The organism is Pseudomonas sp. NFX5 (assembly GCF_049132125.1).
Lineage (GTDB): Bacteria > Pseudomonadota > Gammaproteobacteria > Pseudomonadales > Pseudomonadaceae > Aquipseudomonas > Aquipseudomonas marginalis.
The window spans coordinates 209,538-224,124 of the sequence record NZ_JAFMZG010000009.1; the positions used below are offsets into that span (position 1 = coordinate 209,538).

Below are 14,587 nucleotides of genomic sequence, written 5' to 3' on the forward strand. Positions count from 1 at the left end.
GCAGGCGGGCCACCGTCAGTATTGTGATTGGCGCGGCAGGCGCTGGGACAATTCGTCGAGCAATTTCTGCTCGCGCTTGTCTTCCAATGCCCGCGCTTCGTCGATGTAGCGCTGCACCAGTTTGCGCAGGCCCTCGACGCGGGCGAAGGCTTGCTGCCAGCTCTCGCGGGCCTTGTCGAGGTTGTTCTGGTGCCAGGCCAGGCTTTGGCGCTGCTGGCCGACGGCCGTCTCGAGCTGATTGAGAAAGCCCTGGTAACCCATCAGCCATTGCCCCGACACACCTTGGGTGCCGCGTTCGATCCATTGCTGCTGGTACTCGCCACGAAAACGCTCCAGGTCGCCCAGCTTGCTTTCCGCCAAGCGCACCTGGCCCTGGAAATACCCCAGGCGCTGGACCGCGGTTTTCTCGGCCTTTTCGGCCATGTCGACCACCGGGGCCAGGCGCGCAGCGCGGCTGTTGGCCATGGCTTAGCCACCCGGCGCAGGAGCGAAGATCGAACCCAGGTGCGCTTCGCTTTCACCCATGCTGATCTTGTCGTTGAGGCCCTGGCGCAAGTAGGTCACCAACTGCGGTTGCAGGGCGATCGCCAGGTCGGTGTCGCGGTCGCCGCCGGCCACGTAGGCGCCGACGCTGATCAAGTCGCGGCTCTGTTGATAACGCGACCACAGCTGCTTGAACTGCTGCGCGCGGGCCATATGCTCCGGCGTGACCACCGCCGGCATGACCCGGCTGATGGACGCTTCGATGTCGATGGCCGGGTAGTGCCCCTCCTCCGCCAGACGCCGCGACAGCACGATGTGGCCGTCGAGCACACCCCGCGCCGAGTCGGCGATGGGATCCTGCTGGTCATCGCCTTCGGACAATACGGTGTAGAACGCGGTGATCGAGCCGCCACCGGCCTCGGCATTACCGGCGCGCTCCACCAGTTTGGGCAGCTTGGCGAACACCGACGGCGGATAGCCCTTGGTGGCCGGGGGCTCGCCGATGGCCAGGGCGATTTCCCGCTGGGCCTGGGCGAAACGGGTGAGCGAGTCCATCAGCAACAGGACGTTCTTGCCCTTGTCGCGAAAATATTCGGCGATGCGTGTGCAGTACATGGCCGCGCGCAGACGCATCAGCGGTGCATCGTCCGCCGGCGACGCAACGACGACCGAACGCTTGAGGCCTTCTTCGCCGAGGCTGTGTTCGATGAACTCCTTCACCTCGCGGCCCCGCTCGCCGATCAGGCCCACCACGATGATGTCGGCCTCGGTAAAGCGCGTCATCATGCCGAGCAACACCGACTTACCCACCCCCGTACCCGCGAACAGGCCCAGACGCTGGCCGCGGCCGACCGTCAATAAACCGTTGATGCTGCGAATCCCCACGTCCAGCGGCACACTGATGGGGTTGCGGTTGAGCGGGTTGATGGTGGGGCCGTCCATCGGCACCCAGTCTTCGGCTTTCATGCCGCCCTTGCCGTCCAGTGCGCGACCGGCGCCGTCCAGCACCCGGCCGAGCATGCCCATGCCCATGGGCAGGCGGCCGGTGTCGGCCAGGGGCACCACACGGGCGCCGGGGGCGATGCCGGCCAGGCTGCCGACGGGCATGAGGAAAATCTTGTTGCCGGAAAAACCCATCACTTCGGCTTCGACCTGCACCGGATGGTAGCTGTCGTCGTTGATCACCATGCAGCGGCTGCCCATGGCGGCCCGCAGGCCCTCGGCTTCGAGGGTCAGGCCGACCATGCGCAACAGGCGCCCTTCGAGGATTGGCTGGCCGGGCAATTCGGTGGCCTCGGCATAGCCGCCCAGGCGCTTGGCGAAGCTGGTGCGATCAAGGCGCATCGGGGGCGTCCAGGTCCACGCTCAGGTCCGGTTCGGCCGGGTTCAGCGCCTGCTCGTGTTGTTGATCAAGCAGCTTGGCCATGATCTGGCTGATGCGGGTTTCCACCGTGGCATCGATGCGGCTGTGCTCGGTCTCGACCCGGCAACCGCCGGGCTGCAGCGCCGCATCTTCGACGATGCGCCAGGTTTCTTCATGGCGCTCGCGCATCGCTTTGACCTGTTCGAAGTCCTGCGGGTTGATGTACAGCCGCACATTACCGACGCCCAGGGGCAACAACTTGAGGGCTTCGCGCATCACGCTTTCGATCTGGCTGGAATCCAGCACCAGTTCGCGCTGGATCACCTGGCGGGTGATGTGCTGTACCAGGCCGACCATGGATTTTTCGATCTGCGAATCCTGCTCGGCGATGGGCGCGAACAGGTTGCCCATCAGGCGCTCCAGGCTGGCCAGCTTGACGCTCAGCGCCACCTCGGCCTCCTGGCGCACCTTGAGGGTAGTGCTGCGAAAACCGTCTTTCTCGCCAGCGGCGAAGCCTTCGTTGTAGGCCTCCTGACGGATGCTTTCCAACTCTTCCAGGGTCAGTGGCTGGACTTCCTCCAGCGGCACTTCTTCCATTTCCACCGGCGGCTCTTCAACCGGTTCCGGCTCGGGCTCGGGCACATGCGGATCGAAGCTGGGCAACGACCAGATGTCGAACCCACCGACGTCCCGTGCGCGAATCAGATCGCTGGGCGCCTCATCTTTGTTCGACATGGGGAGCGCCTTAGATCATTTCTTCGCCGCCCTTCCCACCGAGAACGATTTCTCCGGCTTCGGCCATACGGCGGGCAATGGTGAGGATTTCTTTCTGCGCGGTTTCCACGTCGCTGACGCGCACCGGACCCTTGGCTTCCAGGTCGTCGCGCAACAGCTCGGAGGCACGCTTGGACATGTTCTTGAAGATCTTCTCCTTGACGCCTTCGTCCGAGCCCTTGAGGGCCAGTACCAGCACGTCGGAGGACACTTCGCGCAGCAACGCCTGGATGCCACGGTCGTCGACATCGGAGAGGTTGTTGAACACGAACATGAGGTCTTCGATCTGGCCGGACAGGGTGTCGTCGATCTCGCGGATCGAGTCCATCAACTGGCCTTCGACCGAGCTGTCGAGGAAGTTCATGATGTCGGCCGCGCGCTTGATACCACCCAGGGTGGTGCGCGAGGCGTTCGAGTTGCCCGAGAACTGTTTCTCGAGAATCGTGTTGAGTTCCTTCAGGGCCGCCGGCTGCACGGTGTTCAGCGATGACACGCGCAGGATGATGTCCAGGCGCACCTTATGGTCGAAGTGGCCGAGGACTTCACCGGCCTGGTCCGGGTCGAGGTAGGCCACCACGATTGCCTGGATCTGCGGGTGCTCGTAGCGGATCACGTCGGCGACCGCGCGCGGTTCCATCCACTTGAGGCTGTCCAGGCCACTGGTGTTGCCGCCCAGCAGGATGCGGTCGATCAGGCCGTTGGCCTTGTCTTCGCCCAGGGCCGAGGTGAGCATCTTGCGGATGTAGCTGTCGGAGCCGACGCCCAGGCTGGTCTGGTCGCCGACGATCTCGACGAACTCGCTCATCACCTGTTCGACTTGCTCGCGGTGCACATTGCGCATTTGCGCCATGGCCACGCCCACCCGCTGGACCTCTTTGGGGCCCATGTGGCGCAGCACTTGGGCGGCGTCGGTTTCCCCCAGGGACAGCAGCAGGACTGCGGCTTTGTCGACCCGGGAGAGCTTGGCAACAGCGGCTCGATCACTCATCTGCGTTAATCCACTCTTTCACGACCTGGGCCACACGGCCCGGGTCTTCTGCTACCAGACTTTTGATTGCGTTCAACTGCGCGTCATAGCCTTCGCTCGGGCTCGGCAACAGGATGCTTTGCGGGCCGCCGAGGCTGACGCGGTCGTTGGCCAGTTCGCCGTCCAGGCCGCCCATGCCACCCAACTCGACATCGCTGCCACCGAAGGCCGCCAGTTGTTTCTTGCCGTTGCCGGTGATGTTGTTGAGCACCGGGCGCAGCACGCCGAACACCAGCACCAGGATGAACAACACACCCAGCACTTGCTTGACGATGTCCCAGAACCACGGCTGGGTGTAGAACGCCGCTTCGGCGATCACTTCGCCACGCTCGGCGGAGAACGGCATGTTGATCACGCTGACGCTGTCACCCCGACTGGCGTCAAAACCAACGGCGTCCTGCACCAGGCGTGTGAAGCGCGCCAATTCGTCGGCGCTCCACGGTGCACGCGTTACAGCACCGTCAGCGGCGTTGACCTTGACCTGGTCATCCACCACCACCGACACCGACAGGCGATTGACGCGACCCTGCTGCTGCTTGGTGTGGCTGATGGAACGGTCGAGTTCGAAGTTCTTGGTGGACTGGTTACGCTTGTCCGCCGGGTACGGCGCGAGCATCGGCTGGCCGGTGGCCGGGTCCATGATCTGCTGGCCGTTGGCATCCAACAATGGCTGGCCAGGCTGGATGGCGCCCGCGGTGGCTGCGGCGCCACCGGTGGTTTGCGGCGCCGAAGCCGGGGCCGGCGGCTGGTTGCTCAGGGCACCGGGCACACCTTGCGGGCCATTGCTGGCGGTACGTTGTTCGCTGGTCGATTGCTCACTGCGCAGGGCCGGCTGGTCCGGGTTGAACTGCTCGGAGGTCGACTCGACGGCACTGAAGTCCACGTCGGCAGACACTTCCGCCTTGTAGCGGTCATTGCCCAGCACCGGTTGCAGGATGTTGTGCACACGCTGGGTGAGCATGCTTTCCATGCGGCGGCTGTAGTCGAACTGCTTGCCGGCCTGGGTCAGCGCGGAGTTTTCGGCCATGTCGGAGAGCAGGTTGCCCTTCTGGTCGACCACGGTGATCTGCGACTTGCTCAGTTCGGGAACGCTGGTGGCCACCAGGTTGATGATCGCCATGACCTGGCCAGGCTCCAGGGAGCGACCGGAAAACAGTTCGACCAATACCGACGCACTTGGCTTGCGCTCATCGCGCACAAACACCGAGCTTTTCGGAATCGCCAGGTGCACGCGGGCACCCTTGACGTTGTTCAGGCTGGAAATGGTGCGCGCCAGCTCGCCTTCAAGGCCACGACGGTAGCGGGTGGCTTCCATGAACTGGCTGGTCCCCAGGCCCTGGTCCTTGTCGAGGATCTCGAAACCGATATTGCTGTCGGACGGGGTCACGCCGGCGGCAGCCAGCTTCATGCGCGCACGGGCCACATCGTCGGCCTTGACCAGCAGGGCGCCGGAGTTGGGCTCCACGGTGTAGGCAATGTCGGCGGCGGCGAGGGTTTCCATGATCTGCTTGGAATCCATGCCCGCCAGGCTGCCGTACAACGGCCGGTAATCGGGTTGCTGCGACCACAACACCACGGCGAAACCAATCGCCACGCTGGCAGCCAGGCCGACCATCAGGCCCACCTGACGCAGCATGGTCATTTCCGAGAGGTTTTCCAGGAACGACAGGCCAAACAGCGGCGGCTTGCCGTCTGTCTTGGCGGGTACGTTGTCGGAGACTGCTTCTGCCATGACTTAAATCTCGCCCTTAAACCGGCATCTGCATGATGTCTTGATAGGCCTGAACCAGCTTGTTACGCACTTGGGTCAGGGCCTGGAAGGAAACGCTGGCCTTTTGCGAGGCGACCATCACATCGGTGAGGTCCACGCCGCTTTTGCCGATCTCGAACGCATTGGCCAACTGGCTGGAAGCTTGCTGGGTATCACTGACTTTGTTGATGGCCTGGCCGAGCATGTCGGCAAAGCTGCTTTGGCCCAATTCCGGCGCTGGCGCGACGGATTTCGGTTGAGCCATGGCATCCATCTGCATGGCGCGCATATCCAACATCAACCGATTGAACTCAATACCCTGGCTCATGACCTTCTCTCTCCAACCTGCAATTTTTTGACACTACGCAGCGATTACTAGGGGAGGTAGCAACAAGGGTGCCAGATCCGCATCAGCTCGTAAGAAAAGGCGACAAACATTGTCGACCTTCTTACCGGTTACGTGGCGAATAGATACGCTTCCACATCCATTCCAGCGTCACGCATCTGCGCCAGCTTGTAGCGCAGGGTGCGCGGGCTGATGCCCAGGCGCTCGGCGGCCTCTTTGCGCCGGCCGCGCTCGGCGCGCAGGGTGTCGATGATCATCTGGAATTCGCGGCGACGCAGGTCGTCGCCGAGGGCACCGGCAGACTCAGCCTCTGCAACCACCGGTGCGGGCGCCAACGAGGGCAATGGCGCCGCACCAGTGCCCATGGCCAGGCAGAAATCCTGGGGCTGGATCAGGCCGCCTTGCTGCAGGATCAGCGCGCGCTGGATGGCGTTGTCCAACTCCCGCACGTTGCCGGGCCATGGATAACTGATCAGGCAGGCCTGGGCTTGCGCCGACAGCCGCGCCTGGGCGTGCTTCATTTTTTTGACGTGGTTGTTCAGCAGGCGCTCGGCCAGCGGAATGATATCTGCCGGGCGTTCACGCAGCGGGCGCCAGGCCAGGGGGAACACCGAAAGCCGATAGAACAGGTCTTCCCGGAAGCGCCCCGCCGCCACTTCGCCGGCGAGGTCACGGTTGGTGGTGGCGACCACACGGATGTCCAACTGGATCGGCTTGCGCGCACCCACCCGCTCCACTTCGCGCTCTTGCAGCACCCGCAGCAACTTGGCTTGCAGGCCCAGGGGCATTTCCGAGATCTCATCCAGCAAAATCGTGCCGCCATCGGCCTGTTCGAACTTGCCCGCCTGGGCCGCGATGGCCCCGGTGAACGAACCTTTCTCATGACCGAACAGGGTGGCTTCAAGCATGTTGTCGGGGATCGCCGCGCAGTTGATGGCGATAAACGGTTGCTGGGCGCGGGTCGACTGCTGGTGGATATAACGCGCCAGCACCTCTTTACCAGTGCCGGACTCGCCGGAGATCAGCACGGTGGAGTCACTGCGCGCCACACGGGCTGCCAACTCGAGCAATTGTGCACTGGCCGGCTCGAAGGCGATCGGGCCCTCGCCTTCGTTGGCCGGGATTACCCCCAGGGCGTGACGGGCCACCAGTTCGATCAGGGCTTTAGGCTCGAAGGGCTTGACCAGGTAATCCGCGGCGCCCTGACGCATCGCGTCCACGGCACGCTCCACCGCACCGTGGGCGGTCATCAGCAACACCGGCAGCTGCGGCTGACGCGCACGCAGCAGGCCGAGCAACTGGTGGCCGTCCATGCCGGGCATGTTCACGTCGCTGACCACCAGGCTGAAGGCTTCCTGCTCCACCGCGTCCAAGGCGTCCTCGGCAGAACCGACCGCCCGGTAGTCATGGCCCGCCAACAACAGCGTGTCAGCCAATGCTTCACGCAGGGCGCGATCGTCTTCCACCAACAGAACCTTGATAGCCATATCCTTACTCCGCGCTTGCCGCGCATGAAAACAGCGGCAAGGTCATCAATGCACAGGTGCCACGCCCAACGCGGGAATGCAGCTGCAATTCTCCCTGATGGGCACGCGCCACCGCCTTGACCACGGTCAGGCCCAGGCCGGTGCCGTTGGTTTTGGTGGTGAAAAAGGGTTCACCCAGGCGCTTGAGCACCACCGGGTCGATACCGCTGCCGCTGTCGCTGATGCACAGGCGCAGGGTTTGCTCGCGGTTGTACAGGTGCACCTTGAGCCGCGCGCCGGGACCGCTGGCCTGGGTGGCGTTTTCGATCAGGTTGAGCAGCGAGCCCACCAGGGTGTCGCGGTTGCAGAGCAGCTCGCCGAGGTGGCTGTCGCACTGCCAACGCACGTGCACGTCCTGGATATGGGCAGCGGCCGCCGCTTGCAGGGCCTGCATCAGCTGGGCCGGCGTCACGCGGTCGGTCAGCGGCAATTCGCCGCGGGCAAATACCAGCATGTCGCGGACCTGGTGCTCCAATTCATGCAGGCGCTCCTTCAGGCGCCCGGCAAAACGCTGGTGCGTGGCGGCGGGCAATTGCTCATCAGTCAAATGACTGGCGTAGATCAACGCAGCCGACAACGGCGTACGGATCTGATGCGCCAACGAAGCGACCATCCGCCCCAACGAGGACAAACGCTCATGGCGCGCCAACTGGTCTTGCAGATGACGGGTTTCAGTCAGGTCGTTAAGCAGCACCAACTGGCCCGGCTCCGCATCCAGGGAACGGGTGGCGATGGACAGGCGGCGCCCGTCCTTCAGGGAGATTTCGTGGCCATCGTCCTCACGCGGCGCAAAGCAGCGGGTGATGACATGGCGCCACAGCTCGCCTTCCAGCGGCAGACCGAGCATGTCGCAGGCCGCCGGGTTGGCTTCACGCACGCGGCCTTCTTCATCGATGACGATCACGCCACCGGGCAACAGCGACAACAGGTTTTGCAGACGATTGGCCAGGCGCTCTTTCTCGGCCAACTCTTCCATGCGCTGGGCGCTGACCACGGCCAGTTCGCCTTTCAGCTCGGAGACCCGGGCTTCCAGCAGGCTGTAGGAGTCGGTCAGCTGGCTCGACATCTGGCTGAACTGCGAGAACGCCTGTTCAAGACCCTGGCGGGTCGGCGGCTCGACAGGCGGAACCAGCCCCTGGATGGCAGGGGCCGAAGATAGTTGGGCGGCGTGGGGCATGATGCTCTCTCGCTTGGCTGACCGTCAGTTAAACGGAACGTTGCGAGGGCTGTAGCAATAGTTGTGCCGAAAAAAAACCGCTGAAATATCAGCGGCTTGGAAAACAGGCGTCAATCATCTGCCTGTTCATCACCTTCTTTGCGGCTCATTCCGTACTTGCGCATCTTCTCCACCAGGGTGGTTCGACGGATGCGCAGGCGCTCGGCGGCACGGGCGACGATGCCGTTGGCGTCGTCCAAGGCCTGCTGGATCAACCCCTGCTCGAGGTTGCCGAGGTAGTCTTTCAAGTCCAGGCCTTCGGGCGGCAGCATGGCGGTGGAGCCGAAGTCCGGGGTGTGGCCGTTGATGGCAACCCGTTCTTCCATGTCGCTGCGCAGGCTGTCGACCAGTTGCTCGTCTTCGTCGTCGACGTAGCGGAATTTCTTCGGCAGCTCGACCACGCCGATCACACCGTAGGGATGCATGATCGCCATGCGCTCCACCAGGTTGGCCAGCTCCCGGACGTTGCCCGGCCAGCCATGGCGGCACAGGGACATGATCGCGGCCGAGTTGAAGCGGATCGAACCGCGCTTTTCGTGCTCCATGCGCGAGATCAGTTCGTTCATCAGCAGCGGGATATCTTCCACGCGCTCACGCAGCGGGGCCATCTCGATCGGGAATACGTTGAGGCGGTAGTACAGGTCTTCGCGGAAGCTGCCGACCTCGATCATGCTTTCGAGGTTCTTGTGGGTCGCGGCGATGATGCGCACGTCGACGCTCTGGGTCTTGTTACTGCCCACGCGCTCGAAGGTGCGCTCCTGCAAGACGCGCAGCAGCTTGACCTGCATCGGCAACGGCATGTCGCCGATTTCGTCGAGGAACAGGGTGCCGCCGTTGGCCAGCTCGAAACGCCCGGCACGGCTGGTGATCGCCCCGGTAAAGGCGCCCTTCTCGTGGCCGAACAATTCACTTTCGAGCAGCTCTGCCGGGATCGCTCCGCAGTTGACCGGCACAAAAGGCCCGTCGCGGCGCTTGGAGTGGTAGTGCAGGTTGCGCGCGACCACTTCCTTGCCGGTGCCCGACTCGCCGAGGATCAGCACGCTGGCGTCGGTATCGGCCACCTGCTGCATCATCTGGCGCACGTGCTGGATGGCACGGCTGGTGCCGACCAGGCTGCGGAACAGGTTGGGTTCGCGGTGGCGACCGCGCTCGCGGGCCTGGTCGTACATCTCGCGATAGACCTGGGCACGGTGCAGGGAATCGAGCAGTTTGCTGTAGCTGGGGGGCATTTCCAGGGTGGAAAGCACACGACGGCGCTGGTCTTCGGGCAGGTCGACAGAAGAAATATCGCCTATTAGCAACACCGGAAGGAACTCATCCCAGGTTGACAGTGTCTTTAACAAGCCCAAAACAGCGCCAGGAGCGTTTACCGTCCCGATCAGCACACAGATGACTTCACGGCTCGATGACAATGAGCTGACTACCTGCTGCCAGTCATGGCTGCCGCAGGGCAGATTTTCTTCGCCAAGAAAATTCAAAATCACCGCTAAATCGCGGCGGCGGACGCTATCGTCATCGATCAGCAGAATTTTGGTTTCACGCCACATGCAATAGCAACTTCCCTAGTAAAACGCTCTGCCCAGTGTAGGGGCAATCGAGACGGCCGTAAGACTTCTTACTTTATAGACGTCTGAAATCTGAAAACAGCACTAGTTAAGTCAAAAAAGCTGGCACGGTCAAATTTATGACGCGCCGTTCGGATTAACTGCGCCTGTTCAGCCGAACAAATGGTAAACCTTTGACGCGTTCTTCGCTTGGTTGATCTGCGACATCTCTTCAAAAATCGCCTGGCGCTCGCCCGTCGTCACCTCAAGCAACTGCTGGTATACCGCCAACAGGCTCTCAAGCTTTTCACGCAACGCATCCTCATCCACCGGCGCTTCGCTGAGCACCTCGTCGATCACGTTGCGACAGCCCATGTCCAGCTCGCCAATGGCGTCCCAGTTACGGTCTGCCAGCGCGCCGATCAGCGCTTCACGGGTTTCATCAATGCGTTGCAATGCTTGGCTCATGACGTATTCCTCAAGGCCCTCAGGCCCTTCTCTGCTGCGCCTTACTCGGTTGCAGCCTGTGGCACAGCGATGGCATCCCAGCCTTCTTTCACGGTAATCAGCAAACGGGCGACTTCGTCGATCATGTCGGCATCGTTATGCAGGTTCGCTTCCATCAGACGGTTGGTCATGTACGCATACAGACTTTCCAACTGCTGGACGTAAGCCGGGTTGTCACTCTTTTCAGCATTCAGGCCGTCGCGCAGGCCGATCACGATATCGATGGCCTTGCCCAGCATCAGGCCCTTCTGGGCGATGTCGCCACGCGCCAGCGCCCCCTTGGCCTGGGCCATACGGTCCAGCCCGCCTTCCATCAGCATCTGCACCAGGCGATGTGGGCTGGCTTCGGAGATCTGAGCATGGGAATTGACCTTCTGGTATTGGCGAAGGGCTCTCATGGGATTCATGTTTCTACCTCGTGACAGGCGACAGCGAAAAGGATTCTAGTAACCAATATGTCGACTGACCCGCAAAAAGCTTTAGGGCCAGTCGTACCCCGATAAAAAAAGCCAGGCAGTTTGCCTGGCCTTTTTGCATCAGCAGGGGATCAAGAATTGGTTTTGACGTTGTTCAACGCATTGAGTGTGGTCATGACACTGGTGCTTTGCTGACGCAATTGGGCGACCAGGGTGTCCATGGCGTTGTATTTGGCCGACAGGCTGCTGGTGAGCAGGGTCATGCGCTCGTCGAGCGTGGCTTGATCCTTGGTCAGATCCTTCAACGTGTTCGACAAGGAGGTAGAGCGCGTCGCCAGGATCCCGGTGCTTGCCTTGGCAAAGTCATCCGTGGCGCTTTTCATCCGCGCCAGCATGCCGTCTTTGCCACTGAACATACTGTTGATGTCGGCCCCGTTGGTTTTAACCGCCGCGTCCCACTTTTTGTCATCAATCGCCAGCAGACCAGTGGTCGAACTGGTGGTCACGCCGAACTGAGCCAGGGACTTGAAGGCCCCGTTGCCCGACAGCGCGTTGAACTCATTGCGGATCGTGCTCTGCAACGAACGCATGGTCGAGTCACCCGTCAACGCTGCCGCAGTGGTGCTGCCGTCCAGGTTCGTGGTGACCTTGGTTTCGGCGTTCATCGCTGTGATCAGGGCGTTGTAGGTGTCAATGAACCCCTTGACCCCGGACTTGAGCGCGGTGTTGTTGGTGCTGACGGTGATGAGCGTGGCGTTCTTTTCACCCTCACTGCCCGTTTTGTAAGTCGACGTAGCTACCAGCTTGATATCCACGCCACTAAGAGCACCAGTGATGGTGTTGGACTTGGACACAGACGCAACCCCATCAATGCTGTATTGCGCATCCTTGGGAGGATCAACGACCGTGGCGCCCACATCCAGCCCCGAGGTGCCAGACAGCGTGAGGTCCGAGCCCGTCCCCATATTGGTAGAGGTCAGGATCAATCGAGAACCGTTGGAATCGGTCTGGATGTTGGCACTCAGCCCCGACGTGCCAAACTGCGTATTGATCGAGTCACGTACCTGCTGCAGGGTCGCGCCGGCTGGAACGCTGAGGTCGTAAGCCTTGCCGGACTGACTGATGGTCAACGTGGTCGGCTTATCCGTCGCGTTGACAACCGTCGAAGTGCCACCGCTGAAGATCTTGCTCGACAGCTTGGACGCCTGGGCCAACTGGTCGACGATCAACCGGAAGCTGCCGTTCGAGGCCGTATTGCTGGCCGTCATGGTCGCGGTCTTTTCATCCGACGACGAACCGCTCAAACCGGTGAAGCTGCTGTCCTTGGACATGGTGTCCAGGGCGTTACGAAACGCATCCAGCGCGGCCTGAACCTTGCCGATCGAAGACAGCGTGGTGGTCGCTTTCGCGGACGCGGTATTGATCTGCGTCTGCTTGGGCACCTTTTCGGCGTTAACCAAGGATGTCACGATCGCTTGCGTATCGATATTCGAACCGATACCACTTACCGTTGAACCCGCCATCATCTATCTCCTGTTCGGTGGCTGCCGTTATCTTGACTTATTACGCCTCAAGCCACGACAGCAACAAGTTTCATGCCAGCTCAGACTTTGTCGTCAAACAACAGGTTGCTTGCGCTGGAAAGGTTCTGTGCCAGCTTCAATGCCGTTTCCGACGGGATCTGGCGAATCACTTCACCACTGTCGGTGGCGATGACCTTGACCACCACACGGTGGGTGGAGTCATCAATGGAAAAGTCCAGTTTGCGCTGGGCCGCTTGTACGAATTCGCGAATATCAGTGACTGCTTTTTCCAGGTCGGCACGCTCAGGCTCTTTGCCTGTGGCCGGTGTTTCCTGGACTTTGGTGACGCTTTTGTCAGTTGCTGCTATCGGTGCAGGCGCGCTTTTAGGTGCAACCGGCGGATAAGACTGGTTCAGCTTTACACTCATGTCCATGTCCAATCTCCTCTAAACCGAAAAAACGGAAGGGCACGTAGACGCGCCCTTCCGTTAGTTACCAAGCGCTGGAATTACTGAAGCAGCTTCAGTACAGCGGATGGCAGCTGGTTAGCCTGCGACAGGATCGCGGTGGAGGCCGATTGCAGGGTTTGTTGCTTGGTCAGTTCGGCGGTTTCGGAAGCGAAGTCGACGTCCTGAACGGTGGAACGTGCAGCGGTGGAGTTCTTCTGAATGTTCTGCAGGTTGTCTGCAGTGGTAGTCAGACGGTTCTGAGTAGCACCCAGGCCCGAACGAACGCCGTCAATGGTGCCGATGGCCTTGTCGATAACAGCCAGCGCGTTTTGAGCGTTGGTAGCGTCGGTCACATCGGTGTTAGAGATGGTGGTCTTGGTCGACGAAACGGTAGCAGCCGAGAACAAGTCCGATACACCAGTACCAGCGTCGCTCAGGGAGTAGCCTTTAGCCGAATCCAGGGAAACCTGACCGGTCACAACGATTGCAGCAGCACCCAGAGCAGCCGGGGTGGCGAATGCGCCAGCGCCGTCTTTAGCGCCAACCAGGATGTTGGTCTGGGCGTTGGCATCAGCACCCGAGAACGACAGGTTTTCGCCGGAGTCCGACTTAACCGACAGGGTTTTGTTGGATTCGTCGTAGTTAACGCTGATGCCCAGTTTGGCAGCGTTCGATTTCAGCTGGTCAGCCAGGCCGGCCAGGTCCTTCACGCCGACGAAATCAACAGCATTACCGCTACCTACAGCCAGTTTGAAGTTCGACGGAGTGGCAGCGCCTACTTCCAGTTTGACTTCAGTGCTGGCGGTAGCGGTCAGGCCACCGATCGAACCGTTCAGGCCCGCAGCGATGTCTTTAGCCGAAGCGCCTGCAGCGTAAGTTACGGTTTTGGTCTGACCGTTGCCGGTAACAGTGATGTCGCCGCCAGCCAGGCCAGTTGCGCTAGGCACGATGGCCTTGGTTTTGATCTGCTGCGAACCAATGTTGTTGGCTGCAACGTTTTCCAGGCTCAGGTTGATGGTTTCGTTAGCGTTAGCGCCAACCTGGATGGCTTTGGTACCGTACGAACCGTCCAGCAGCTTCTGGCCACCGAAAGTAGTGGTTTGCGAGATACGGGTCAGTTCCGAAGTCAGGGCCTGGTATTCGTCGTTGTTCGACTTACGGTCGTCAGCGCTGAGGGAGCCAGTCGCGGAAGACAGAGCCAGGGTACGCATTTTTTGCAGGATGTCGGTCGAAGCCTGCATCGCGCCTTCAGCGGTCTGAGCGATGGAGATACCGTCGTTCACGTTTTTTACTGCTTGGCCCAGGCCGTTGATTTGGCTGGTCAGGCGGTTAGCGATCTGCAGGCCGGCTGCGTCGTCTTTAGCGCTGTTGATACGCAGGCCGGAAGACAGGCGCTGCATGGAGGTGGCCAGGGCGCCGCCGGCTTTGTTCAGGTTGCCCTGAGTAGTGATCGAAGCAATGTTGGTGTTTACTGTTAAAGCCATGACGAAATCCTCGTTGGATGGATACTGCGGCTTCCGGCCCTGGCAACCGCCGGGTGTGGCCTGAGAACCTACGTAATAGTTATCGTCGTGGTAGCCGGTTGCTTGAGGATTTTTTTTGATTTTTTTAATGGCGCCGTGCCACCCCTTGTAATTCAAGGGCTTACGACGGCTAAAAACCC

General features: G+C 61.1%; 14 protein-coding genes. All 14 read right to left on the bottom strand.

Annotated features, from left to right (window positions below; genetic code table 11):
* Positions 1–15: 15 nt before the first annotated feature.
* The 14 genes from fliJ to J1N02_RS04990 all read right to left on the bottom strand — a co-directional run bounded on the left by fliJ (position 16) and on the right by J1N02_RS04990 (position 14,408).
* Entirely contained in the window at positions 16–465 is a 450-nt protein-coding gene (gene fliJ / locus J1N02_RS04925) for a flagellar export protein FliJ (protein WP_027603853.1), read from the bottom strand.
* Between the two features lie 3 nt (positions 466–468).
* Entirely contained in the window at positions 469–1,827 is a 1,359-nt protein-coding gene (gene fliI, locus J1N02_RS04930) for a flagellar protein export ATPase FliI (protein ID WP_098478952.1), read from the bottom strand.
* On the bottom strand, positions 1,817–2,581 hold the full coding sequence (gene fliH / locus J1N02_RS04935) for a flagellar assembly protein FliH (protein WP_421147205.1): 765 nt from the start codon (positions 2,579–2,581) through the stop codon (positions 1,817–1,819). The genes fliI and fliH overlap by 11 nt, the downstream gene beginning before the upstream one ends.
* Before the next feature lie 10 nt (positions 2,582–2,591).
* On the bottom strand, positions 2,592–3,608 hold the full coding sequence (fliG, locus tag J1N02_RS04940) for a flagellar motor switch protein FliG (protein ID WP_017527617.1): 1,017 nt from the start codon (positions 3,606–3,608) through the stop codon (positions 2,592–2,594).
* The gene (gene fliF, locus J1N02_RS04945; protein WP_027603850.1) at positions 3,601–5,379 is read right to left on the bottom strand and encodes a flagellar basal-body MS-ring/collar protein FliF; all 1,779 of its coding nucleotides are present in this window, start codon (positions 5,377–5,379) and stop codon (positions 3,601–3,603) included. Before fliF ends, fliG begins: the two co-directional genes overlap by 8 nt.
* Positions 5,380–5,395: 16 nt before the next feature.
* Entirely contained in the window at positions 5,396–5,725 is a 330-nt protein-coding gene (gene fliE / locus J1N02_RS04950) for a flagellar hook-basal body complex protein FliE (RefSeq protein WP_010208741.1), read from the bottom strand.
* Positions 5,726–5,853: 128 nt separating this feature from the next.
* Positions 5,854–7,230, bottom strand: a complete 1,377-nt coding sequence (locus tag J1N02_RS04955) for a sigma-54-dependent transcriptional regulator (protein WP_027603849.1) — start codon at positions 7,228–7,230, stop codon at positions 5,854–5,856.
* Between the two features lie 4 nt (positions 7,231–7,234).
* The gene (locus J1N02_RS04960) at positions 7,235–8,446 is read right to left on the bottom strand and encodes a sensor histidine kinase (RefSeq protein ID WP_065924955.1); all 1,212 of its coding nucleotides are present in this window, start codon (positions 8,444–8,446) and stop codon (positions 7,235–7,237) included.
* 110 nt (positions 8,447–8,556) lie between these two features.
* Positions 8,557–10,032: a sigma-54 dependent transcriptional regulator gene (locus J1N02_RS04965; protein ID WP_027603847.1), complete on the bottom strand. Its 1,476-nt coding sequence runs from the start codon at positions 10,030–10,032 to the stop codon at positions 8,557–8,559.
* Positions 10,033–10,200: 168 nt separating this feature from the next.
* On the bottom strand, positions 10,201–10,497 hold the full coding sequence (fliT, locus tag J1N02_RS04970; RefSeq protein WP_027603846.1) for a flagellar protein FliT: 297 nt from the start codon (positions 10,495–10,497) through the stop codon (positions 10,201–10,203).
* Between the two features lie 41 nt (positions 10,498–10,538).
* Positions 10,539–10,943, bottom strand: a complete 405-nt coding sequence (fliS, locus tag J1N02_RS04975) for a flagellar export chaperone FliS (RefSeq protein WP_027603845.1) — start codon at positions 10,941–10,943, stop codon at positions 10,539–10,541.
* 140 nt (positions 10,944–11,083) lie between these two features.
* Positions 11,084–12,475, bottom strand: coding sequence for a flagellar filament capping protein FliD (gene fliD / locus J1N02_RS04980; protein ID WP_027603844.1), 1,392 nt, complete (start codon positions 12,473–12,475; stop codon positions 11,084–11,086).
* A gap of 80 nt (positions 12,476–12,555) precedes the next feature.
* Complete coding sequence (locus J1N02_RS04985) at positions 12,556–12,909, bottom strand: flagellar protein FlaG (protein WP_027603843.1); 354 nt, start codon at positions 12,907–12,909, stop codon at positions 12,556–12,558.
* Between the two features lie 74 nt (positions 12,910–12,983).
* On the bottom strand, positions 12,984–14,408 hold the full coding sequence (locus J1N02_RS04990) for a flagellin (protein WP_027603842.1): 1,425 nt from the start codon (positions 14,406–14,408) through the stop codon (positions 12,984–12,986).
* Positions 14,409–14,587: the final 179 nt, after the last annotated feature.

Bases quoted from the DNA above. Each gene is read 5' to 3' on its own strand.
- fliJ (WP_027603853.1), bottom strand. From the start codon at position 465: ATGGCCAACAGCCGCGCTGCGCGCCTGGCCCCGGTGGTCGACATGGCC.
- fliI (WP_098478952.1), bottom strand. From the start codon at position 1,827: ATGCGCCTTGATCGCACCAGCTTCGCCAAGCGCCTGGGCGGCTATGCC.
- fliH (WP_421147205.1), bottom strand. From the start codon at position 2,581: ATGTCGAACAAAGATGAGGCGCCCAGCGATCTGATTCGCGCACGGGAC.
- fliG (WP_017527617.1), bottom strand. From the start codon at position 3,608: ATGAGTGATCGAGCCGCTGTTGCCAAGCTCTCCCGGGTCGACAAAGCC.
- fliF (WP_027603850.1), bottom strand. From the start codon at position 5,379: ATGGCAGAAGCAGTCTCCGACAACGTACCCGCCAAGACAGACGGCAAG.
- fliE (WP_010208741.1), bottom strand. From the start codon at position 5,725: ATGAGCCAGGGTATTGAGTTCAATCGGTTGATGTTGGATATGCGCGCC.
- J1N02_RS04955 (WP_027603849.1), bottom strand. From the start codon at position 7,230: ATGGCTATCAAGGTTCTGTTGGTGGAAGACGATCGCGCCCTGCGTGAA.
- J1N02_RS04960 (WP_065924955.1), bottom strand. From the start codon at position 8,446: ATGCCCCACGCCGCCCAACTATCTTCGGCCCCTGCCATCCAGGGGCTG.
- J1N02_RS04965 (WP_027603847.1), bottom strand. From the start codon at position 10,032: ATGTGGCGTGAAACCAAAATTCTGCTGATCGATGACGATAGCGTCCGC.
- fliT (WP_027603846.1), bottom strand. From the start codon at position 10,497: ATGAGCCAAGCATTGCAACGCATTGATGAAACCCGTGAAGCGCTGATC.
- fliS (WP_027603845.1), bottom strand. From the start codon at position 10,943: ATGAATCCCATGAGAGCCCTTCGCCAATACCAGAAGGTCAATTCCCAT.
- fliD (WP_027603844.1), bottom strand. From the start codon at position 12,475: ATGGCGGGTTCAACGGTAAGTGGTATCGGTTCGAATATCGATACGCAA.
- J1N02_RS04985 (WP_027603843.1), bottom strand. From the start codon at position 12,909: ATGGACATGAGTGTAAAGCTGAACCAGTCTTATCCGCCGGTTGCACCT.
- J1N02_RS04990 (WP_027603842.1), bottom strand. From the start codon at position 14,408: ATGGCTTTAACAGTAAACACCAACATTGCTTCGATCACTACTCAGGGC.